The following is a 21,635-nucleotide window of genomic DNA, read 5'->3' as shown; positions in this document are numbered from 1 at the left end:
ACCAAGCAGCACGCCTCCCATAAAAATCAGGGACCAGACAATCCGGTGGGCAAGCACCTCCCCTGCCGGTACACCTCCGAGCATTTTCCAATAGAGTGGCAGAAATCCCCATAGTACATAAGCCAGTCCGGCAAATGCCACTCCCGCCGCCTGTTGATTTTCTCTCATCTTTATTCTCTCCCGTTCTTTTTTCTATTCTACAAGCCTATCGCAAAATAGAAAATGACGCATCTATTTTTTTCGGGAACCGAAAGAACAGATGCGCCATCTATAACCTTTTTTAAAACAAGCCGGCTGCAGAAGCCGCAGCCGTTTCCAGGCCAATCATGCTCATTAATCCAAGCATCATACTAATCGCAAAAAAGAGCGAAATGCCAAGCACAACCCAGGCAGACATTTCTTTTTTCATGGAATAGTACGTCAGCCAGGCGAATAAGCCGCCGACTAGTATCAGCACCAATCCCGGAAGATGAAAGGAAAACACAGGGGAAGCCGGACCGGCCGGACCGCTGTCAAATAACATCGCGTACAGCGGCGAAGGACCTTCTGCCCGAAGCAGCCTTTCAATCCGCTGGGGCGTTTCCTGCTCTGTCATAAATGCTGTCACCGCAAGAATGCTCAGCGCGGCAGCGCTCTCTGCGCGAAGCCAGGATCTGGGGCTGAAGGAAGCATCTTTTTTTAAACGCCCCCTGATGAAAAACGCATTAAAGACGGCAAAAAATAAAATAACCGCAAAAAGCAGATGCTTCAATAACAACGCCTGGCCGTAGCTCAGCACCCAGGAGCCGGTAATTGATTCCGTTATTAGCTGGGACATAATCAGGCCGGACATTGTTACAAGCACTACGCATCCAACGGCAATAAGCGTAAACCATTCCAAAAACCCTTCCCAGTTAACATAGCTTTTGGAAAACCAGCTGACCACAAATAATGTCCCGATCCATACGCTGACTGCCAGATAGTGCATCGTATGAGTAGTAAATCCAATCAGACTGTTAGCCGAGGCAGCATGCCCTACACTCGCCTGAAAGCCGATAATTGCAGCAAGAAGCGCCATGGAAGCGAGATAAATACTCCAATGCGCATTTTTCTTTCTGTAAAATAACACGATCAACAAAGCAAGGGCTGCCGAGGCGATCGTTAATGAGATCCAGGCGGTTCCAATCTGAAAAGAAAAAACGACCATTTCCAATGCTTCGCTAAGCAGGCGGTCCCGGCCCGACGAAATAGACCGGGCAATATCAAGCAGGGAAGGAAACGTCAACACAGGAAGAAGCAGGGCACTTCCCAGCACGAGCGGAAAGGGTACTTTAAGCTCAGGCCGGTTGGTTTTTGGAATCATATTCAGCAGGGCGGTTCCCATAAGAATTCCAAGCGCAACGTACAAAATTCCGTTGCTTGCAGCAATAAGCACTTACTTTTTTCTCCTGATCAAAAAGAATAAAGCTCCTGCCACAAGTACTAATAAAATGACGGTTCCTGCCAGAACCAGTGGATTGCCGGAGTCTTCTTCTGTTTCAGCAGCTGCTGTCTCTTCTGTACTCTCTTCTTCCGGGGCAGCTTCTTCCTGTGCCTCCGAACTATTTTCCTCCTGCACTTCAGCGGCATCCTCTTCCTGATCTACTGTAAAGGCAATCGTATCCTCGATAATATGACCGTCTTCGCTGATAATTTCAAACTCAAAGGTATAATCTCCGTTTGGAAGCGGCTCATCTGTATTAAACGCGACTTCTTCCAACGGATCATGCGTTACTTCTCCAAGGACAGCTTCTCCTTCTTCATCGTATAAATCGGCTATGTTGTAATCCTGAATAGGAGAGTCAAAAGAAATAATGATTTCGCTTATATCTTCTTCTACCGTCTCTCCATCTTCCGGTGTGGATTCCTCCATATACGTATGAGCCTCGGCAGAAGCCGGAAACCATAATAAAGCAAAAGCCGCAAAAGCTGTTCCAATATATTTCATATTACCTCTCCTTTAATTATACTCTCTCTCTTTATAACAGAATTGGGGCGGAATGGCTGTGAATAAATAAAGACATTTAAAACAAGCTAATAAAAAAGAACCCGCTTGGCACGGGCCCTCTTGAGTTTATCTTTCCTGCAGTCTTCTAATTCTTTCCTCAAGCGGCGGATGGGAAGAAAACAGCATCGCCATGGAGGTCTTGCCATTGATTTTAAGCGTCTGTACAGATCCGTGGCTGTCGTCCACCCGTTCGGAATACTGTTTCAGGGACTGAAGAGCGTGGGTCATTTTGTCGCGGCCGGCCAGATCCGCCCCTCCCCGGTCTGCGTGAAACTCCCGGTACCTTGAGAAAGCCATTACGACAATACTTCCCAGAATGGAAAACAAAATCTGGAACACAATGATCGCCCCGAACCGCACAAACATCCGAAGCGTTTCGTCTTTGACAAAATTGGCGACCACCGAAGCTACGATGCGGGCAAAGAAGATGACGAACGTATTTACTACACCCTGCAGAAGCGTCATCGTAATCATATCGCCATTAGCAACGTGAGCCACTTCGTGGGCAATAACTCCTTCTACAGCCGTTTTATCCATCGTCTGCAGCAGTCCACTCGATACTGCTACCAGAGAACGTTTCTTGGAAGGACCGGTAGCAAAAGCATTTACTTCCTTCGAATTATAAATACCTACTTCCGGCATGTGCGTAAGTCCAGCATTTCTTGCCATCGTGTGAACGGTTTCCAGCACCTGTTTTTCAGCCTGCGACTGAGGCTGATCCGGATCTATTACCTTCACGCCCATCGTTTTTTTAGCCATCCAGCGTGAAATCGCCAGAGATATTAAAGCACCGCCAAAACCAAACGCAGCACTAAACAGCAGTAACGCAACGAAGTTCATGCTTCCGTCCGGGCTCATCATGCCTCCAATATTAATACCGAATAAGCCCAGAATGCCGATTACGATAGAAATTGTAGTGATAATTAAAATATTGGTAATCAATAATAGTAATATTCTTCTTCCCATTACTTCCACTCCTTTTTTCTCTCTTCATCATACCTGCTTCTATTTTACGAAGCTACTGAATTATTTGTTTCACTTTCTTTGCGCTTGTTTCGTTTATTCTTTTTCAAAAAAGGAATGTAAGTACGTATACGCCTGTTTACAGAAATCCGAACAGCTTTATTAACTTAAGGAGGACTCTATTAATGAAAGCATTAGCACTTACGAAAACCGGAAGTATTGATCATCTGGAAATCACTGATCTCCCTATACCTGAACCAAAGGAACAGGAAGTACGAATTAAAGTAAAAGCAGCGGGCCTCAATCCGGTGGATTATAAACTATCAGAAAATGGACTGCCCGAATGGGAATTCCCCCACATACCGGGTCTGGATGTTTCCGGCATCATTGATAATGTAGCCCCCGGCTTATCCGATTGGAAAGAGGGAGACGAAGTATACGGCCACATAAGCATGGCAGACAACGGCGCTCTCGCTGAATATGTTACCGTCCCTGCTGAAGTTCTTGCCCCGCTTCCTTCGGGATGGAGTCATGAAGAAGCCGCTTCCCTTCCAACCGCCGCTCTTACCGCCTATCAGTCCCTGTACCGGAAAGTAACCGTACAGAAAGGACAGACTATTCTTATTCAGGCCGGCGCCGGCGGAGTGGGCGGATATGCCATTCAGCTTGCCTCACTCGCCGGTCTTCATATCATCACGACGTGTTCTCCGGAGAACAATGATTACGTAACAGAACTGGGTGCTCATAAAATCATTGATTACAAAACAGAAAATGTTACCGAAGCCATTCACAAATATACTAAGGGACGCGGCGTGGACATCGTGCTGGACACTATCGGCGAAAAAACAGCTACCGAAGCTGTCGATTTTCTTGCGTTTAACGGCCATCTTGTATGCATCGCTTCGCTGCCGGATTTCACCCAGTACACTCCCAAAACGCTGGCTCCTTCTTTTCATGAAGTAGCGCTTGGCTTTGTGTACCGGTCTGATGATCTCGAACAGCGTGCCGATCTCGGCCGCATGGCCAGAGAGCTTGGCGCCATCGCCTCGCAGGGCAAAATCAAACCGCTTCCGCTGGAAGTTGTTTCGCTGGAAGAAACGGCATCTGCTCTTCACCGTATAAAAGACGGGCATGTCCGAGGTAAAATCGTAGCAGCCCTGTAATAAACAAAAGCAGAAAAACCGTCAGCGGTTTTTCTGCTTTTTTCTTTTATTGATCTGATCATATGTTTTCTCACTGCAGATTACAAACAGCCGGGCCTCTTCGCCAATCTTTTCATCCAGCTTCTGGTTAATGTGGAAGTCCTGTCCGTCCGATACGAGCGTAGCTCCCTCATGAAGCAGTTCTTTAAAGGCCTCCCGATACGTGTTCCATTCCGGACGCTTTGATATTTCATACAAATCATCCCCGTAATTTTTCGAAAGTAGCTGCGATACCAGCCTTGATGTGCCGGGGCTGAAAGCTGAACGAACCGCCAGCTGGGCTACCATCTCTGAGGACAAAATAAATTCGTCAATTCGAACGTGGGTAAAGTTATGAATATTCTCGCGTTCTTTTACTTCTACAATGATATAAATAGAGTCATAGTGGCGTTCAATATTGGTCGCAATCAGCAGCGTTTTTCCATCGATATAGGAAGGATCATGAATGAACTCGCCGTTTCTTGTCAGTTCGTTCGGAAATACAAATACAGCTTTCGCTTCTTTAATATTCGCCTGATCAAGGGTTTCTTTATGAATGGGGTTGCCTTTTACATAATGAACGCGGTCATGATGAATAGGAGCCTGCTCCAGCTGATCCACAATAACAATGTCCACATGCTTATCTGTATGTAAAATTTCCTGGATAGCCAGCCCTGCATTTCGGCTCCAGTCAATAATCACGATATGTCCTTTTCCTTTAAAATCCAATCTTCCACCTTCTTTTTTACGATTATATATGTAAAAATAATCGACGATTTTACTTATAACTATCGAGATCAGACCGATACCTATTATATAGAGAAAAATAGCGTACAGTTTTCCTCCGACTGTAACAGGAGAATAATCACCGAACCCGACCGTCGTAACGGTTGTCATCACCCACCAGAATCCGTTAAAGGGGGACTCGAACGTTTCCGGCTCCAAATAATAAATAAAATAGGAACTGAACACAATTAAAAGACCGGCACTCAAGAAAATAAATTTACTGTTTACTTTAATAAGCCGTCCAAAAATCTGGCTGAAAAATATATGATCCACTCCTTTTCTTTTTTAACTAAATTATAGCATAATCCTTTTGGCCGGCAGGTACAGCTTCTTATATCCATAAAAACTGGAGGACTAATGAATGAAACGATTTTTTTCCATCTTAACTATTTTACTGGCGGTGATTATTGTGGCAATTACGCCTCAGCAGCATGTGAACGCAAACGGTAATTATTTATCCACCTGGCTGTGGGACACAAATAGAATGCTTTCCGAACCCGATCGGATTCTTACTTTTCTTGAATCCAAAGAAGCCGAAGCCGTCTATCTGCAGATTGATCGAAATATCCCATCCTCCTCCTACCGAAGCTTTATTCAAAAAGCGGGCGATCGCGGAATAGCGGTGCATGCGCTTGACGGTGCCTCTGACTGGGGTGAGCGGTACAGCGGCAAAACTCCGCCTCCTGTATTTTCCTGGCTGAACACCTATCAGAACAGTGCAGCACCGTCAGAAAAATTTGCGGCAGTGCATCTTGATGTAGAACCTTACCTTCATTCGACCTGGAACACCGACTACAAGAAAAGCGTATTTAATTATCAAAAGTTGATGATAAACAGCACAAAAGCCGCCAACGATATGGGGCTGCCTCTTTTTGCCGATATGCCTTTCTGGTTTGATGAAAGAACCTATAATAACAAAATCGGAAAAGGCAATCTGGCGGAATGGATCATCAAGCAGGCGGACGGTGTTAATATTATGGCCTACCGGGATAAAGCAGACGGACCAAATGGCATCACTGCTCTGGTTTCAAATGAGATGAATTGGGGGAATGTATATGCAACGCCTGTAACCATCGGAGTAGAAACGATGAATCTCGGTTCATCTGAATCTTTTACTACTTTTTATGAAGAAGGCGAAACATATATGCAGGCAGAATTGGAAAAGGTTCGCTCCGCCTACAGCGGCTATCGGAGCTTTAACGGCTTTTCCATGCACCATACGTATTCGTGGATTGATATGAAACCATAATACAAAAGGACAGCATCTTACAAAAATGCCTGTAATCGGGCATTTTTTTTGTTTTCTTCCTGAAAAAAAGGAGGCTATTTTGTGCTGAGCGGTTATTTATTAAGTGATTATATTCTTCTTCTTACCGGCCTGCTGCTTGCCTGCGGGGTACTGGTATCCAAATTCTCCACCCGTCTCGGTGTTCCATCTCTTATATTGTTTATCGCAATTGGTATGCTTATGGGATCCGGCGGATTAAATATCCTTCCCTTAGGGAACGTAGAATATGTGCAGGCCATTGGTATTCTCGCTCTTGTTATTATTTTATTTGAAGGCGGCATCCAGACAAACTGGTCGGTTATCCGCCCGGTTGCCGGCACTGCTCTCTCGCTGGCAACTATTACAGTACTGCTCACTTCCCTTCTTCTGGCAGGCTTTGCCTATGTTCTTCTCGACCTTACAATGACAGAAGCCTTTCTGCTCGGAGCACTGGTAGGCTCTACTGATGCGGCCGCCGTATTTGCTACGCTGAAGGGTAAAAACATTAAACCGAATCTTAGTGCCTCTATGGAAGGAGAAGCCGGAGCCAACGATCCAATGGCCGTGTTTCTTACTTTGGCTGCTATCGAACTCCTTACTTCTCCGGATCCCAGCTACGCGCTGATGGCCGGAAGTTTTTTATGGCAGATGGCCGGCGGATTATTAATTGGACTGGTTTTGGGAAAGGCCGGCTCCTACGCAGTAAACAAGATTAATATGGATGCAGGCGGACTTTATCCTATTTTTGCGATTTCTTTTGCGTTCATTATTTACAGTTCCGCCCAGTTTGCTCTGGCAAGCGGCTTTCTTGCCGTTTACGTAGCTGCACTTGTTATTGGCAATTCAGAATTAACCTACCGCCATTCCATCACAACCTTTCACGAAGGATTTGCCTGGATGGCCCAGATTGTTATGTTTATTGTCCTTGGGGCGCTTGCCACCCCGGAAGATATTTTTTCATGGGGTGTAATATGGACGGGTGTCCTGCTTTCTTTTTTCATTATGTTTATTGCCAGACCGGCAGCCGTTTTCCTTTCCACAATAGGAAGCGGTTTCTCCCTGAATGACCGGCTGTTCTTATCCTGGGCCGGGCTGCGCGGTGCTGTCCCGATTATTCTGGCTACCTTCCCTATCGTTGCCGGGGTAGATAACGATTCGATCATTTTTAATACGGTCTTTTTTATCGTACTCACTTCTGCCTTAATTCAAGGATCAACTATTGCTCCCTTGTCCAATAAACTAAAAGTCACCGCCCCCGACACTAAAGATGAGCATTCCTCCTGGGAGCTCGTCAATATTGGAAAAACAGATGCCAAGCTGGTCGAATACAAAGCTTCCAAGCGTTCTGCCATCATCGGTCATCATGTAAACAGCCTCAATATTCCGGAAGAATCTGTTGTTAATGCATTAGTCCGCGATGGAGAGCTTCTCAATACAGATGCCAACATTGAAATACAGCCGGGCGATACGTTATTTATTCTCGTAGCCACCAGAAAAAAACATGATTTAAAGCAGATGCTCGATGGACAAAAAGAAAAGAAACGTTTTTCATAAAAATAATGATAATAGGGTTCCATTTACTCTTCTAAAATGGGATAAATGGAATCTATTTTCTAAAAAGGAATGATGAATGAAAATATAAAAACAACGATTGAGGAGGCAGATTATGAATATGAAATACGCAGGCGTCGGGTTAGTGATGCTGGCTGCAGTATTCTGGGGGATCACCGGGGGTATTGCCGATATTTTAATGAGCCGGGGCTGGGACCCTATTGTTATTTCGCTCTACCGGGGAATTATTGGTTTTATCTGTTTTTTTACGTGGGTTCTTTTTCGTTTTAAAGACAACTGGGTCCGCTCTACTTCTTTCTACATATGGGCTCTGCTTGCAGGAGTCGGGGTCGCCGGGAATTTCACCTTTTATTTCGTAAGTATTCAGGCGTCAAGTATCGCTGTGGCGGTTACCTTAATGTATACAGCACCAATATTTGTTCTTCTTATTTCTTTTATACTCGGAATGGAACGTTCCACCTGGCTGAAATGGGGAAGCATTGCCGGGGTTCTTATAGGGATTATACTTCTTACAGGGGCTTATAATATGGGGTCCCTTACCGTCAATGCTTTAGGGGTGGCTGCCGGCCTGGCTGCCGGGCTTTCCTACGCGCTTTTTTATATTTGGATTTAAAAATGCTTCGTCTCTTGGGAAACCCCAGGCTACGTTAACCATTGCGTTTCTTGCTTTTTGCATTATTCTTTTTATATTTGCTGATATGAACGAAACTGCCGCTGTTCTGACATCAAATGATACAGGCTGGTTTCTTCTTCTAGGCATTGTCGGCGCCGGAATTTCTTTTATCTTATATGTAATCGGAATTCGCTTAACGACTCCTGCAAAAGCCTCAATGGTTGCGATGGTTGAGCCGGTAACCGCCTCTTTATTCGGTGTGCTGCTGCTTGGTGATCATTTAACTTTCGTTCAGCTTCTCGGAATGGCGCTCATTCTGGTTACTGTTACCGTAGTGAGTGTAAAAACTTCAAACTAAAAAAGCTGGGTCCGGAGAAAATCTCCGGGCCCAGCTTTTGTGTCAGCAGGATTTTTTACACAGCTGCTTTTATTTACTCAGCAAATTTATTGTATTTTCCTTCAAAATACAGCAACGGATCTCCGTCCTGTACTTGAAGGTTAATCACTTCTCCAACAAACAATGTGTGATCCCCTGTCTCGTGGGTGGAATGCACTCTGCAGACCAGGCTCGCCAAAGAGTCCTCAATAATAGGCTGGCCTTCAAAGCGTTCGAAAGATACTTCTATATCTTCTTTGAGCTGTCTGGCAAAGTACATGGAATATTTCTCCTGCTCCTGCGAAAGAATACTAACCGAAAAGGTTCCGGCTTCTTTGATCTTTTCGTGGCAGGTAGCATTTTTAGACACCGAAACAACTACCAGCTTTGGATCAAGGGATACCGACATAAAAGCGTTGGCTGTCATTCCATATATTTCGTCTGTTTCTGTTGTAATTACGGTTACGCCGGAGGCAAATTTGCCCATGGCGGATTTAAATAAACGATCGTCCATTTTCTTCACTCCTTATTTAGTAGTAGATGATGAAGCTGGTTCATTGGTATGCAGGGATGTTTTTAGTGAACCGGCAATAAGTTCCCATGCTTCTTCTGCCTGCCTGTTCGGGCCGTCATGGGTAAACGCATGCTCACACCCGTCAAAACGCCTGTGCTCGGCTTCGATTCCATGTTTGGTAAGCTTAGCAGCATACAGCTCTGCTTCTTCTGCCAGGGAATCATACTCTGCGGTAATAACCAGTGCCGGCGGAACACCATTCATATTTTCCGCCATGATAGGAGAGGCAAGTGGATTTTTAGCACTTTCCTTATCCAGCACGTAGCAGTTATTATAAAAAGTCATCTGTTTAGCCGGGATGACCCGATTTTCATCAAGTACAGGCTTCTCTTCGGCTGGCGTTACCAAATCCAGCACTGGATAATTAAGAATCTGTTTTGAAAAAGAAAATTCTTTCCTGATAGCTGCCAGCAGGGTAAGCGCTGCAGCCAGGTTACCCCCTGCGCTCTGACCTCCGACAGCCAGCCGGTCTTTATCAGCACCGAGGCTTTCGGCGTGGTCAACCACCCATTTTATTACTTCATAACTTTCTTCCAGCGCTGCCGGGAATGGAGATTCCGGCGCTTTCGCATAATTGATATTCACTACCAGACAAGAAGCTTCATTTGCTATATATCTGCAGTAAGGATCGTCCTGAGAAGCATCTCCATGTACAAACCCGCCTCCATGCAGGTTTATGTAAATAGGAAGTTTTGCTGTTCCCGATGTTACCGGATAATAAAAAGTTACAGGAGTAAGCCGTCCTGTTGTAGAAATCAATCGTTTTTCAGCGGAGGCGACCGCCTGAATATTTATTGTAGAAGGGCGTTTTTTAAAAGAAGCTTTTTTTCTAATTGCTTTAGCCTGCCAGGTATTTATCATTTTACCGCTCCATGTTATTTGACGTATATCATTATGTACCCTCTCTATAATGAATTCTAACATTCTATTATTCTGACGGTTCTGCAGGTTTCGTTCCATCAAAAAGAAGGTATGAGATAAGTAAAATTTTTTTAGGAGGTTTTCCCCATCGAATACACTGCTTCAGCTGCTGTTGAAAAGCTTCTGGAAAATTTCCGGACAATCCGCAGACAAACGCTTCACATTACCACCCCTCTGGAAACGGAGGATTATATGATGCAGGCATCTCCAGACGTGAGTCCCGCAAAATGGCACTTAGCCCATACAACTTGGTTTTTTGAACAGTTTATATTGAAAAATCATGCTGAAAACTATGAAGAATTTTCCAAGGATTCCAACGCTCTTTATAACTCCTATTATGAAACACAGGGAAAGATTTTCCCCAAGTCACAGCGCGGGCTGATTTCGCGGCCCACTGTAGCGGAAACCTTTGCTTATCGTGACTACGTAGAGCAGCAGGTGGAAGCTTTTTTACAGAACACTCCTTTAACAGAAGAAATTGCTGATCTGATGGAAGTAGGTCTGCAGCACGAACAGCAGCACCAGGAGCTGCTTATTACAGACACTAAGTACAACTTCTCGATCAATCCGACAAATCCTGCTATTATACCGGAGCATTTTTCAGAAACGACCGCTGCACCGAGGGAATGGCTGACATTTGAGGAGGGACTGACAGAAATAGGCACGAATAATATTCATTTTTCTTTTGATAATGAACGTCCAGTTCATAAATACTGGATCCATCCATTTTCGATCGCGACCGTTCCCGTAACAAACAGAGAATACATGAATTTCATTGAAGACGGCGGCTACAAAGAGGCCGGATACTGGCTGTCCGAAGGCTGGTCTATCGTTAAACAGGAGCAGTGGGAAGCTCCCTTATACTGGGAAAAGCATGAGGGCGAATGGTACGCCTACTCTCTGCAGGGGCTTAAGAAGGTGAATCCGGAAGAACCCGTCACCCACATCAGCTATTATGAAGCAGACGCCTTTCCCGATGGGCAGGCTTCCGCCTCCCTACAGAACAGGAATGGGAGCACGCGTTCAGCGGATATTCTACAGAGGGACATTTTGTAGAAGCAGAAACGTACCATCCTGCCCCGGTTGATAAGCCGGAGCATGTTTATGGAAACGTATGGGAATGGACCAGAAGTCCTTACGCTCCTTATCCCAATAACCGGCCGCTTGAGGGGGCTCTTGGAGAATACAACGCCAAATTTATGAGTAACCAGATGGTGCTGCGCGGAGGATCCTGTGCAACACCGCAGTCTCATATCCGCTCGACGTACCGGAATTTTTTCCCTCCTGAAAAACGCTGGCAGTTCAGCGGCATCCGCCTTGCAAAGGATGAATAAATGAAAAAAACAAATCTTCCTTATACGCTGGTTGACCTGCAGCCTGATGTGTCATCTTTTAAAGAAGATGTAATTGCCGGTTTCGAAAAAACCCATAAGGCTCTGCCGGCCAAGCATTTTTACGATAAAACGGGAAGTTCATTATTCAACGCCATTACGAAGCTGCCGGAATATTACGTAAGCCGGACAGAGATGGATATTCTGCACGATTTTGGTCCTGATATTGCTGAAGCAATAGGCGGCCGTGCGCATATTATTGAACTTGGAAGCGGAAGCTTCGACAAAATTAATCAGGTGCTCCCTTTTTTGAAGAGCCCCGCCTCCTATAAGCCGGTGGATATATCGATCAGTGCGCTTCAGGATACCGCAGAAAGAGTGCTGGAACGATATCCGGATTTGGAGGTTACCGGCATATGTGCAGATTATACGAGCACTCTGGACTTTCTGCACCAGGACCGGGGAAATAATAAAACCATCTGCTTTCTCGGTTCAACGATCGGCAACTTTCAAAAAGAAGAGGCCGCCGCTTTTCTTCAATCACTGGCCGGCGAACTGCATGACGACGGGCAGATTTTGATTGGGGTAGACTTAAAGAAAGATACTGCTGTTCTTCATAATGCTTATAATGACCCTGCAGGCATTACGGCAGCATTTAACTTAAATATTCTGGAACGTATGAACAAAGAAATGAAAGCTGATATTGATTCAGCCGGGTTTACGCACCATGCTTTTTATTCTGAGGAAAACGGACGAATTGAAATGCACCTCCAGAGCAGTAAAGAACAGCTGGTATCGCTGGAAGAACACACCTTTCATTTTTCCAAGGGAGAGACCATTCATACCGAAAACTCTCATAAATTCTCTATTGCCGAGTTTATTGCCCTGGCTAAGCAGTCTCATTTAAACGTAGATGCTTTTTGGACAGATGAAAAGGAATGGTTTGGAGTATTTTTATTAAAACGACCGTAAACAGCAAAGAGAAAGCACCCATCGTGCTTTCTCTTTTTCTGTTATACCGGCCAGTTTTTGTGATAATACGCCATGTCCCAAAACAAGTATTCGAACTTGGTCGTCGTTAAGAAAATCTCCTCCAGTTTATCGAGTTCATGCTGCGGCTTTCCTTCTGCCAGCTCGTCCAGCAGATCAATGCACCAGTCTGCGAGTTTCAGGAAATCCGGATCGCTGTAGGTACGTATCCACTCCCCGTAGAGCTCATGCTCAACTGCTCCTGGAATGCGACTTAGATCCCGGCCGATTTCTGCGTAACTCCACATACATGGGAGCAGAGCCGCCGTCAGTTCAGCCAGCCCTCCATTCTGCCCCTCATGAAGCATATACCTCGTATAGGCCAAGGTCACGGGAGCTGCCTCGGCCTGTTCCAGCTCTTCTTCTGTAATATCAAGCCTGGCACTGTAGTCCCGGTGCAGCTGCATTTCTTCGTTGAGCGTAGACTGAAGCAGATCCGCGAACTCTCCCATCGTTTTTAATGTCCGGGCCTTCATCGTTCCCATCGCAAATAGACGGGCATATTCTTTTAAATACAAATAATCCTGGATCATAAAATAGCGAAAGGCTTCTTTTTCCAGCGTCCCATCTCCCATTCCAGTAACAAATGGATGACTGTGGTTTTTTCTCCAGATCGGCTGTAGTTTTTGCTGAAGCGTACGGCTGAATGACATTTCTATTCCTCCTTCTTTTTTTCTGAATGCAGCCATTCATATACATAAACGGCGAGCGTGTTTGTAAATGTTACTAATTGATCGATCGAAAGCCTTTCGTTCACAGCGTGAGCGTTGGCAAGCGTTCCAGGCCCAAAAATGGCAGTTGGTATGCCGGCTTCACCAAGCCATCCTCCATCTGTCACGGTAGGAGAAACATCGAGATCGGCTTTTTCGCCGGCCATTTTTTCAAAAGCCTGGGCCAGCAGTTTTGTTCCAGGGTGTTCCTTATCAACCGAAAGAGAAGGGAAAATTTCTCCTCTTTCTTCAATCATGGAGGTGCCGCCCCATGTAAATTCGGGAGGATGATGTCGGAGCCAGGGGTCTCCCAAAGCAACATTACGTATATGCTCCTCTACTTCTGCTGCTGCAGATTCATGTGTTTCATCCGGATAAAAATGAACGGTCACCCAGAGCCGGCATTCATCTGCTATAAAAGCTGCATGTCTTCCTCCTTCAATAACAGCAGGGTTAATCGTGTTCGCTCCTGCCGGCAGGCCCGGATAACTTTTTTCCACAGCCCACTGCCTTTCCAAAGTCTGCAGCCCTTGAATAATGACCATCATTTTCTCAATCGCACTGGCTCCCTTCACTGCACCTCCGGCATGAATCATATTCCGTCTCATCGCATCGTGAAATGTATCCGGGCTTTTAATCGTTATCCATCCGGTAATCACTCCGCCCTGCCCTTGTATATGCAGATCGCTGGTATCAACAACAAGCGCATAATCCGCTTTATAACCGCGCCGGCAGCACGCAAGTGTTCCCGCTTCACCTACTTCCTCTCCGATCACTGACTGCAGCATAAGGTCACCCGGCAGTTCTATTCCCAGTTCATGAAACATACGGATAACAAATAAGGCTCCTGCCAGACCTCCTTTCATATCAGCCGTACCCCGCCCTTGAATCCAGCCGTTTTCGATTTCGGCCCGATAAGGATCTGTTTTCCATTCTGATCCTTCTACTTCAGCTGTATCCACATGTCCGTTTAGAATAAGACTGTGATATCCGGCTGAATCGGTTCCTTTTTTCGTCGCTACTACGTTGGGATCTCCCGGGTAAACGTCCCAGCTGTCTATCTCATATCCTGCCTTCTCCAAATAAGATGCAATAAATGACTGAATTTCCGCTGTGTTTCTTGCCGGCGGCGCCGGCGTTTCGTATGATACCAGCGTTTTTACCAGGTCGAGAAGATCTTCCTGTCTTTCCTCCATATGTGTTAATAATCTGGATATGTCCGTCACTTTCTCTGCCTCCTCATTAAGTGATTACTCAAATAAAAAAAGCCTCTTCCGGGAAGAAGAAGCAGAGACGTCAGGTTAGTCTTCAGCTTCTTCCCTCCGCTGGTATCAGCCAGATCAGGTAATAAGGGTCAAGGACGTTTCCTTTTCTCAGCTTACAAAGCTCCCCTAGAAGTAATGCAGTGCTATTCATTTATGTCTTTTAGTAAATCACAGATTGCGCTTTCATACAACCTCATGTTTGACCACGCGGCAAATAGGCTATTAATAAACGTTGGGTAAGACTTTGAAAGGAGTACAAAAATGATTCGCACTCTCGCTGTTACGATACATAATGAATTTATTGAAAATGAAGATGTTGCTGTACTGCTTGCTGATCAAACTATTAAATGGTTCTGGGCTGACTTCCGGGACCCTTCCACTCAAGAAGCGTCCCGCCTGGAAACGGATTTTGCCTTTCATCCACTGGCTGTAGAAGACTGCTTTCATTCCATGCAGCGTCCGAAATACGATCACTATGAGGATTTTGAGTTTTTTGTGATGCATTCTCTGCAGAAAGATACATTTGCTAAAAAAGAAGTCGATATTTTTTCCGGCAGAAATTATGTAGTAACGTTTCATTTAAGTGCCTCACCTGAAATAGATGCTATTTGGGAAAAAGCACGAACGTCTGCGGATTTCCGGCAAAACGGAGCTTATTATATTATCTATTCCGTTATTGACAAAATTGTTGATGACTATTTTCCACCTCTTTACCAGATGGAAGACCGCCTCAATGAAATTGAAGAAAAAGATGCGGACAAAACGTACAGAGATTTAATTGATGAAGTATTCGATATCCGCGGGGATCTGCTGCAGCTCCGCCGGACGATTGTCCCTATGCGGGATCTGCTTTACCGGATGCTCGACCTGCGCCTCGACCTTATCACAGAGCACAAAGCTTACTACCGGGATGTGTATGATCACTTACTAAAGCAGACCGAGCTTATTCAGTCCAACCGGGAAATGACTTCTGATATGCGGGACAACTATCAGACGATCAACTCAAATCGAATGAACGAAATTATGATGACGCTGACCATTGTATCTACTATTTTTATTCCCTTGACCTTTATTGCTGGATTATACGGAATGAATTTTACCAACATGCCCGAACTCACGGCCGATAACGGCTACTTTATTACGCTTGCGGTCATGGCCGTTATGGCCGGCGTCCTGCTGCTTTTGTTTAAATGGAAAGGCTGGTTTAACATATTTAAATAACCACACCCGTATCAGGGGGAAAGTATTTGTTTAAGAGTCCGGGAACAGGGAAACATTTAACTTATACACTAATACGAAACGGGGGAATTTCCAATGCTCGAACAAACAGCCGGTGAACACGTAATTGATCTTTTAAAAGAATGGAAGATTGACCGGATTTTCGGGATGCCGGGAGATTCTATTAATGAGTTTATGGAGGAACTTCGTAAACAGCAGGAAATTCGTTTTATTCAAATACGGCACGAGGAAACAGGAGCACTTGCGGCCTCTGCCCATGCCAAGCTTACTCATCAAATCGGCGTTTGTTTGTCCATTGCAGGACCGGGTGCCGTCCACCTGCAGAACGGCTTATATGATGCCAAAAAAGATAAAGCCCCTGTTCTTGCCATAGTAGGACAGATAAGCAGTACACTTGTGGGGACAGATAATTTTCAGGAACTCAAACTTGAAGCAATGTTTGAAGACGCTGCGGTATTCAACCGCCGCGTTCAAACGGCAGAGCAGCTTCCGGATCTGCTCAATCAGGCTATCCGGACCGCTTACGCAGAAAAGGGGCCTGCTGTTCTTATCGTCCCGGACGATTTATTCGCCCAGAAGGTCAAATCAAAAGAAGCTCTGACGTCTGCTATCTATTCTTCTCCTATCATCCGTCCGGAGGAAAAAGACCTCAAAGAAGCAGTAACATATATGCATGAATCAAAAAAGCCAGCAATTCTTGTCGGCAAAGGCGCGGAAGATGCTGCCGAAGAAGTATTGGCTTTCGCAAAAAATCAAAGCTCCTATCATTGTTTCCCTTCCTGCTAAAGGAATGATACCGGATGATCATCCACAGAATATGGGACAGCTCGGGCAGCTCGGGACAAAGCCTTCTTATGACGCCATCCAGGAAGCCGATCTGCTGCTTTTGCTCGGAACCGCATTTCCCTACCGGGAGTTTCTTCCGGAAAACACACCTGCCGTCCAGATTGACATCGATCCTTCTGTAATAGGGAAATACTATCCGTCCCGTGTCGGCCTGGTAGGGGACCTACGTTCGATTCTTCCCTGGTTTACGAATGGGCTTGAAGAAAAAAACGACGATTTCCTCCAGACCTATATAAAAAAGCGGGAAAACTGGAATGAGGAGCTTCAACAGGATATCGATAAAGAAACAGAGCTTCTTCAACCCCAGCAGGCTATTGCTGAAATTCAGAACATCCTGGAAGATGATGCTGTTATTTCCCTGGATGTCGGAAGCGTTACGGTCTGGACTGCCCGCTATCTACGCCTGAAAAAGCAGAAAATGATCCTCTCTTCCTGGCTTGCCACAATGGGGTGCTCTCTTCCCGGAGCTATCGCTGCAAAACTGGCTTTTCCGGACCGCCAGGTTATCGGCATTGTCGGAGACGGCGGCTTTTCGATGGGAATGCAGGATTTTGCTACGGCTGTGAAGTATAAGCTTCCCATTATCATGGTCGTATTTAATAACGAAAAAATTTCGATGATTGAATTTGAGCAGCAGGCTATGGGAAATCAGCCTGAAGCGACAGATATAAGCGACATTGATTACGCTGAATTTGCCCGGGCCTGCGGTGGAATTGGCTATACGGCTGATTCCCGGGAAGAGCTCAGGCATGCTTTGAAGCTGGCTGCCTCCAGTGACGTACCGGTCGTGATTGACGCACATGTAGAAAACCTTCCGCCGCTTCCGGGAAAAGTTTCCTATCAACAGGGCATCCACTACGGACAGTATATGATCAAAAGCATGTTTTCCAAAGGCTCCACTACTATCCCACCTATCAAAAAAGGCCTAAAGCGGCTGTAATTCCGCTTTAGGCTTTTCTTTTTTAATATCATGGAGAAGCTCCAGGAGCTTTGGGGCTTAACGGATGTCTCCGCCTTTCTTATTACCTTCTGCCGTTTCTTCTTTGCGCGATAATTACTTCTTTTTCGCCTTTTTCCATTTTTGATTTACAGATGGGGCATGTTTTTTCCTGAAGCGTATCGTCTTCCTGGGTTTGAATTTTCACCCATACGATACAATCCTCATTTGTGCATAACCATGCTTTTACTATTTTTCTTTCTTCCGGCAACTGTTCCATGGGCTGGCTCCTTTTTGCGTTGCGTGTGGGAAAGCATCTAAAAAAAAGCGGGATACTTCCACAGCTTTTCCGCGGTATTGGGCGGGGGAACCGATATACAACTCTTCTTTTGCCCTGGTAATAGCGACATAAGCTAAGCGCCGTTCCTCCTCTAATGCTTTTTCTTCACTTTCATTGCTTTTCTTTATAAAGTCTTTACTCCCGGAAGCCTTGAGCGCCGAGCTATGCGGCAGTATCGTCTCCGATGCTCCAATTAAATAGACAACCGGAAATTCCAGACCTTTTGCCCGATGTATGGTCATAAGGGATACGGCATCTGTTTTAGCGGCCTGTGTTTTTTTCTGCATGCCTTTATACATTTCCACCATATCATCTACAAACGATACAAAGGCCAGAACAGAATCAAAACGGCCGGCGGACGATTCCAGTTCGTCCAGCGTCTCTTTCACGCCTTCTTTATGCATCGTTTCCGCCTGTGCTTCGTTGGCTTCCAGGTACGTATCATAAAAAGCTTCGCGCATTTTCTTGATCGCCTGTTTAGGCTTCATCGGCTTCAGCTGCTTGAGCAGCCGCTCCCTTTCCTGCAGTTTACCTACCTGGAAAGTGCGCAGACCGCCAAGGGATTGAAGCAGTTCAAGCGGCTCCGCCTGTTCTCCGACAGCTTCCAGTCTTTTAATATGAAGCATGCCTTTTTCCCTGTTAATAAATAACGTGGGTAGCACCTCCGGCAGTGCTTCGTTATAGTAGGGGTTTAAGGCAAGCCGCAGATGATCCATCACCGCTTTAATCGGCCACTGGTTATAAAACATTTGATCAACTGTCGTGAAAGATAAAAAAGGAATTTGATGGAGCGTAAGCTGTTCGAACATAGCCCGGCTCACACTGGCCGTACGGTGAAGAACTGCAAAATCTGCATAAGAACGGCCGTCGTTCTGAACTTTATGAAGAATATCCGCCGCTGCAAGCTTTGCTTCTTCATCCGTCGTTTCCGCCCGGAAATAAAGCGGATATGTTTGAGACATCACTGTTGATTTAAGTGTTTTTTCCCGGCGGTTTGTGTTAAGGCGTATGACTTCGTTTCCCAATCCTGTAATGGGTGACGTGGATCTGTAATTCACATCAAGGGTGGCCATTTCTGCTGTTGGAAATTCCTTATCAAACTCCAGAATGATTTCACTCTGCGCCCCATTAAACGAATAGATTGTTTGATCATCATCGCCTGCTACAAATAAATTCTTGTGTGATGCAGACAGCATCTTCATCATTTCATACTGCAGCGGATTCGTGTCCTGAAATTCATCCACCATAATGTATTTAAATCGTTCCTGCATTTTTCTCAGAAGGGTTTCTGATTCGCAGAGCAGCTCATACGCATGGCAGAGAATATCATCAAAATCCAGCTGGTGTTCTTCTTTTTTCCAGGCTTCATATCTGCGGAAAACCCCTTTCTGCTCGATTTCCATTGGGTTTTCCGCAGGCATTTCTGCCAGGGAAAGGTTATTCATCCGGTAGGAAGAATAGAGGGACAGCAGGGTTTCCGGCTGGTATTTTCCGTCAAACCCTGCTTCTTTCAGCTTCTTTTTAATGATAATATGTTTGAACCGCTCGCTGGTAATCATCTTCTGATCGTATCCCTGCCCCCGAAGCAGCTGCAGAAAAAAAGAATGAAACGTCCGGACCTGAAGCTGCCTTACAGCCTGCGCGGAAATGCCGGGCAGTGCAGCGATTCGTTCTTTCATTTCCTCCGCTGCTTTTTTCGTAAATGTTACAAGCAGTATATGCGCAGCCGGTATCTTCCGGACAGCCAGCAGGTAACCCGTCCGGCAGACAAGTACGGAGGTTTTTCCGGAACCGGCCCCGGCCAGAGCAAGAAAAGGTCCTTCCCCGTGCCGTACCGCTTTCGTCTGGGACTGATTTAAGGAAATTCCTTTTTCCTTAAGCGCCCGGAAATAGAAATAATCTTCTTCTCCACCGTCTGTCTGTTCTGCGTCAGACTCTTCCCGGGCCAGATCTGCTTCAGGAACGACAGGGCTGATGATTCCAAACGGTGTTTTTTCAAACGATGTATTTTCCATGCTATCACCAAATTTTACTTAGTATGCGACATATCAATATGCTACTCTTCATTCTACACACGTTTACCGGATACCGGCAGGCATTACTGTCTGATGAAACCTCCATGTCCTATGTCCGGCACTGATTCCGCAGAAATATCTTTATTTCTTTCCACATGCTGATCTTTCTTTTCCTGTGCTAGACTAACAGAAAGGAGGCTGCATAGGATGAATGACGTTACGCACACTTTAGAAAAATGGAAAGATGATTTTTATGCATTAAGCGAATACATAGGAAGCCACCCGAGCTCGGGCATGAAGAATATAAAGCTTCAGCTGCTTTAGCAGACCTTCTGCAGAAGCATGGCTTCGATGTTACCACTGGTATAGGCGGCATTCCGACGGCATTTGAAGCCGTATATCACGGTCGTTCTCCCGGTCCACACATAGCATTTATGGCGGAATATGATGCTCTGCCGGGGCTGGGTCACGCCTGCGGTCATAATTTAATCGGCACAATGGCCGTGGCAGCGGCTGTTGCTGCAAGTAAAACGATAGATGAAAAATCAGGATCTCTTTATGTATACGGCACCCCTGCTGAAGAAACCAAAGGGGCCAAGGTACCATTCTCCGAAAACGGCGTCTTTGATCATCTGAATGCTGCAATGATGATTCATCCTTACAGTCATTATGAAAAAAGCGGAACATCTCTTGCAATGGATGCCGTCCAGTTTTCTTTTAAAGGAAAATCCAGCCATGCGGCGGCTTCTCCTGAAGAAGGAATCAATGCCCTTGATGCGGTGATCCAAACGTTCAACAGTATTAATGCTCTTCGTCAGCATGTTCCCGCTGACGTTCGGATTCACGGAATTATTACAGAAGGCGGGGAAGCGGCCAATATTGTTCCTGATTACGCCGAAGCCCGTTTTTATATAAGGGCTGCCAGAAGACGCGACCTCGATGAGATTACCGAAAAGGTGAAAAACTGCGCTCGGGGTGCTTCTCTTGCAGCAGGAACAACGCTTGCTGTTTCCAACTACGAATTTTCCTATGATGATATGACCACCAATGAAGCGCTCTCCTCTCTCTTTACTTCCCGTCTCATCGAAGCAGGAGTAGATGCCTCAGCAGTTCAGGAGCAGAAAGACGGCGGTGGATCGCTTGATATGGGGAATGTCAGCCAAGTGGTGCCTTCCATCCATCCGTTTATTCAAATTACAGACGAAGGCTTCGCCTGCCACACACCGGGCTTTGAACAGGCCGCCAGAAGCCGGCGCGGATTTGACTCTATGCTTACAGGACACAGGCAATGGCTATGACCGCGCTTGATCTGATCGATCAGCCGGACCTGCTCGGGAAAGTCAAAGATGAATTTAAAAAACAGCACGGTTAAAACAACAAACCCCATCACCTATGCAGGCGATGGGTCTCTTATTTTCTAATTTCCATTCCAGCTATTAAGAAGCCGTCATATACTCCAAATATTAACCGCAATCAGCAGAAGAGTGACGATCACAAACAGCAGCTTCACGTAGGCGGCCCCTTTTTTTATAGCGAAATTCACACCCCATGTACGCACCGGCCACCATCGCCAGCCCCATGGTAATTCCATAAATAAAATGGACCGAGTCAAAGCTGATAATGTAATAAGGGCGGCAATATTGC

Annotated in this window: 16 protein-coding genes, 5 pseudogenes and 1 riboswitch; of the genes and pseudogenes, 10 read left to right on the top strand and 11 right to left on the bottom strand. The window is 45.7% G+C overall.

Annotated features, from left to right (window positions below; all coding sequences use genetic code 11):
• Window positions 1–280: 280 nt before the first annotated feature.
• From MMY81_RS34745 to htpX, 3 genes are all read right to left on the bottom strand, one after another.
• Complete coding sequence (locus MMY81_RS34745; RefSeq protein ID WP_252315926.1) at window positions 281–1,414, bottom strand: copper resistance D family protein; 1,134 nt, start codon at window positions 1,412–1,414, stop codon at window positions 281–283.
• The gene (locus tag MMY81_RS31515) at window positions 1,415–1,966 is read right to left on the bottom strand and encodes a copper resistance CopC family protein (protein ID WP_252315925.1); all 552 of its coding nucleotides are present in this window, start codon (window positions 1,964–1,966) and stop codon (window positions 1,415–1,417) included.
• A gap of 126 nt (window positions 1,967–2,092) precedes the next feature.
• Window positions 2,093–2,992 (bottom strand): protease HtpX, encoded by a 900-nt coding sequence (gene htpX, locus MMY81_RS31510; RefSeq protein ID WP_252315924.1) that lies wholly within the window; start codon window positions 2,990–2,992, stop codon window positions 2,093–2,095.
• Window positions 2,993–3,174: 182 nt separating this feature from the next.
• Between htpX and MMY81_RS31505 the strand changes: the two genes are divergently transcribed.
• Complete coding sequence (locus MMY81_RS31505; protein ID WP_252315923.1) at window positions 3,175–4,152, top strand: zinc-binding dehydrogenase; 978 nt, start codon at window positions 3,175–3,177, stop codon at window positions 4,150–4,152.
• A gap of 21 nt (window positions 4,153–4,173) precedes the next feature.
• Here the strand turns inward: MMY81_RS31505 and MMY81_RS31500 are convergent, their stop codons facing one another.
• Window positions 4,174–5,229: a potassium channel family protein gene (locus MMY81_RS31500; protein ID WP_252315922.1), complete on the bottom strand. Its 1,056-nt coding sequence runs from the start codon at window positions 5,227–5,229 to the stop codon at window positions 4,174–4,176.
• 88 nt (window positions 5,230–5,317) lie between these two features.
• On the opposite strand from MMY81_RS31500, the gene MMY81_RS31495 reads away from it, so the two are divergent.
• The 3 genes and pseudogenes from MMY81_RS31495 to MMY81_RS31485 all read left to right on the top strand — a co-directional run bounded on the left by MMY81_RS31495 (window position 5,318) and on the right by MMY81_RS31485 (window position 8,766).
• Window positions 5,318–6,205 (top strand): amidase, encoded by an 888-nt coding sequence (locus MMY81_RS31495; RefSeq protein WP_252315921.1) that lies wholly within the window; start codon window positions 5,318–5,320, stop codon window positions 6,203–6,205.
• 81 nt (window positions 6,206–6,286) lie between these two features.
• Entirely contained in the window at window positions 6,287–7,777 is a 1,491-nt protein-coding gene (locus MMY81_RS31490; protein ID WP_308215545.1) for a potassium/proton antiporter, read from the top strand.
• Window positions 7,778–7,895: 118 nt separating this feature from the next.
• Window positions 7,896–8,766, top strand: a pseudogene (locus MMY81_RS31485) (DMT family transporter).
• Between the two features lie 73 nt (window positions 8,767–8,839).
• On the opposite strand, the gene MMY81_RS31480 reads toward MMY81_RS31485, so the two are convergent.
• Together MMY81_RS31480 and MMY81_RS31475 are read right to left on the bottom strand one after the other, a co-directional pair.
• On the bottom strand, window positions 8,840–9,298 hold the full coding sequence (locus MMY81_RS31480) for a flavin reductase family protein (RefSeq protein ID WP_120192835.1): 459 nt from the start codon (window positions 9,296–9,298) through the stop codon (window positions 8,840–8,842).
• A 12-nt stretch (window positions 9,299–9,310) separates the two neighbouring features.
• Entirely contained in the window at window positions 9,311–10,219 is a 909-nt protein-coding gene (locus tag MMY81_RS31475) for an alpha/beta hydrolase (RefSeq protein WP_252315920.1), read from the bottom strand.
• 147 nt (window positions 10,220–10,366) lie between these two features.
• On the opposite strand from MMY81_RS31475, the gene egtB reads away from it, so the two are divergent.
• From egtB to egtD, 3 genes and pseudogenes are all read left to right on the top strand, one after another.
• Window positions 10,367–11,335 (top strand): ergothioneine biosynthesis protein EgtB, encoded by a 969-nt coding sequence (egtB, locus tag MMY81_RS31470; RefSeq protein WP_308215546.1) that lies wholly within the window; start codon window positions 10,367–10,369, stop codon window positions 11,333–11,335.
• A gap of 107 nt (window positions 11,336–11,442) precedes the next feature.
• Window positions 11,443–11,613, top strand: a pseudogene (locus MMY81_RS34740) (ergothioneine biosynthesis protein EgtB); the annotation flags it as partial.
• On the top strand, window positions 11,614–12,582 hold the full coding sequence (gene egtD, locus MMY81_RS31465; RefSeq protein WP_252315919.1) for an L-histidine N(alpha)-methyltransferase: 969 nt from the start codon (window positions 11,614–11,616) through the stop codon (window positions 12,580–12,582). It abuts the pseudogene before it with no gap.
• Between the two features lie 41 nt (window positions 12,583–12,623).
• Here the strand turns inward: egtD and tenA are convergent, their stop codons facing one another.
• Together tenA and MMY81_RS31455 are read right to left on the bottom strand one after the other, a co-directional pair.
• Complete coding sequence (gene tenA / locus MMY81_RS31460; protein ID WP_252315918.1) at window positions 12,624–13,292, bottom strand: thiaminase II; 669 nt, start codon at window positions 13,290–13,292, stop codon at window positions 12,624–12,626.
• Between the two features lie 2 nt (window positions 13,293–13,294).
• On the bottom strand, window positions 13,295–14,575 hold the full coding sequence (locus MMY81_RS31455) for an acetylornithine deacetylase (RefSeq protein WP_308215544.1): 1,281 nt from the start codon (window positions 14,573–14,575) through the stop codon (window positions 13,295–13,297).
• 74 nt (window positions 14,576–14,649) lie between these two features.
• Window positions 14,650–14,752: riboswitch (TPP riboswitch) on the bottom strand.
• Between the two features lie 123 nt (window positions 14,753–14,875).
• On the opposite strand from MMY81_RS31455, the gene corA reads away from it, so the two are divergent.
• Together corA and MMY81_RS31445 are read left to right on the top strand one after the other, a co-directional pair.
• On the top strand, window positions 14,876–15,835 hold the full coding sequence (gene corA / locus MMY81_RS31450) for a magnesium/cobalt transporter CorA (protein WP_252315917.1): 960 nt from the start codon (window positions 14,876–14,878) through the stop codon (window positions 15,833–15,835).
• Window positions 15,836–15,928: 93 nt separating this feature from the next.
• Window positions 15,929–17,639: pseudogene (locus tag MMY81_RS31445) on the top strand (pyruvate oxidase).
• 82 nt (window positions 17,640–17,721) lie between these two features.
• On the opposite strand, the gene MMY81_RS31440 reads toward MMY81_RS31445, so the two are convergent.
• Window positions 17,722–17,916 carry a cold-inducible protein YdjO-related protein gene (locus tag MMY81_RS31440; RefSeq protein WP_252315916.1) on the bottom strand — a complete coding sequence of 65 codons (195 nt, stop codon included), beginning with the start codon at window positions 17,914–17,916 and terminating at the stop codon, window positions 17,722–17,724.
• On the bottom strand, window positions 17,886–19,991 hold the full coding sequence (locus MMY81_RS31435; RefSeq protein ID WP_252315915.1) for an ATP-dependent helicase: 2,106 nt from the start codon (window positions 19,989–19,991) through the stop codon (window positions 17,886–17,888). The genes MMY81_RS31440 and MMY81_RS31435 overlap by 31 nt, the downstream gene beginning before the upstream one ends.
• A gap of 207 nt (window positions 19,992–20,198) precedes the next feature.
• Here MMY81_RS31435 and MMY81_RS31430 point away from each other — a divergent pair.
• Window positions 20,199–21,363: pseudogene (locus tag MMY81_RS31430) on the top strand (M20 family metallopeptidase).
• A gap of 75 nt (window positions 21,364–21,438) precedes the next feature.
• On the opposite strand, the pseudogene MMY81_RS31425 reads toward MMY81_RS31430, so the two are convergent.
• Window positions 21,439–21,635: pseudogene (locus MMY81_RS31425) on the bottom strand (hypothetical protein); the annotation flags it as partial.

The sequence above is a fragment of the Sinobaca sp. H24 genome (assembly GCF_023845525.1).
Note: the sequence above shows the minus strand (reverse complement) of the source record. Positions and strands in the feature narration are given on the sequence as shown.

Bases quoted from the DNA above. Each gene is read 5' to 3' on its own strand.
- htpX (WP_252315924.1), bottom strand. From the start codon at position 2,992: ATGGGAAGAAGAATATTACTATTATTGATTACCAATATTTTAATTATC.
- tenA (WP_252315918.1), bottom strand. From the start codon at position 13,292: ATGTCATTCAGCCGTACGCTTCAGCAAAAACTACAGCCGATCTGGAGA.
- egtD (WP_252315919.1), top strand. From the start codon at position 11,614: ATGAAAAAAACAAATCTTCCTTATACGCTGGTTGACCTGCAGCCTGAT.
- corA (WP_252315917.1), top strand. From the start codon at position 14,876: ATGATTCGCACTCTCGCTGTTACGATACATAATGAATTTATTGAAAAT.
- MMY81_RS31480 (WP_120192835.1), bottom strand. From the start codon at position 9,298: ATGGACGATCGTTTATTTAAATCCGCCATGGGCAAATTTGCCTCCGGC.
- MMY81_RS31515 (WP_252315925.1), bottom strand. From the start codon at position 1,966: ATGAAATATATTGGAACAGCTTTTGCGGCTTTTGCTTTATTATGGTTT.
- MMY81_RS31505 (WP_252315923.1), top strand. From the start codon at position 3,175: ATGAAAGCATTAGCACTTACGAAAACCGGAAGTATTGATCATCTGGAA.
- MMY81_RS31475 (WP_252315920.1), bottom strand. From the start codon at position 10,219: ATGATAAATACCTGGCAGGCTAAAGCAATTAGAAAAAAAGCTTCTTTT.
- MMY81_RS31435 (WP_252315915.1), bottom strand. From the start codon at position 19,991: ATGGAAAATACATCGTTTGAAAAAACACCGTTTGGAATCATCAGCCCT.
- MMY81_RS31495 (WP_252315921.1), top strand. From the start codon at position 5,318: ATGAAACGATTTTTTTCCATCTTAACTATTTTACTGGCGGTGATTATT.
- MMY81_RS31440 (WP_252315916.1), bottom strand. From the start codon at position 17,916: ATGGAACAGTTGCCGGAAGAAAGAAAAATAGTAAAAGCATGGTTATGC.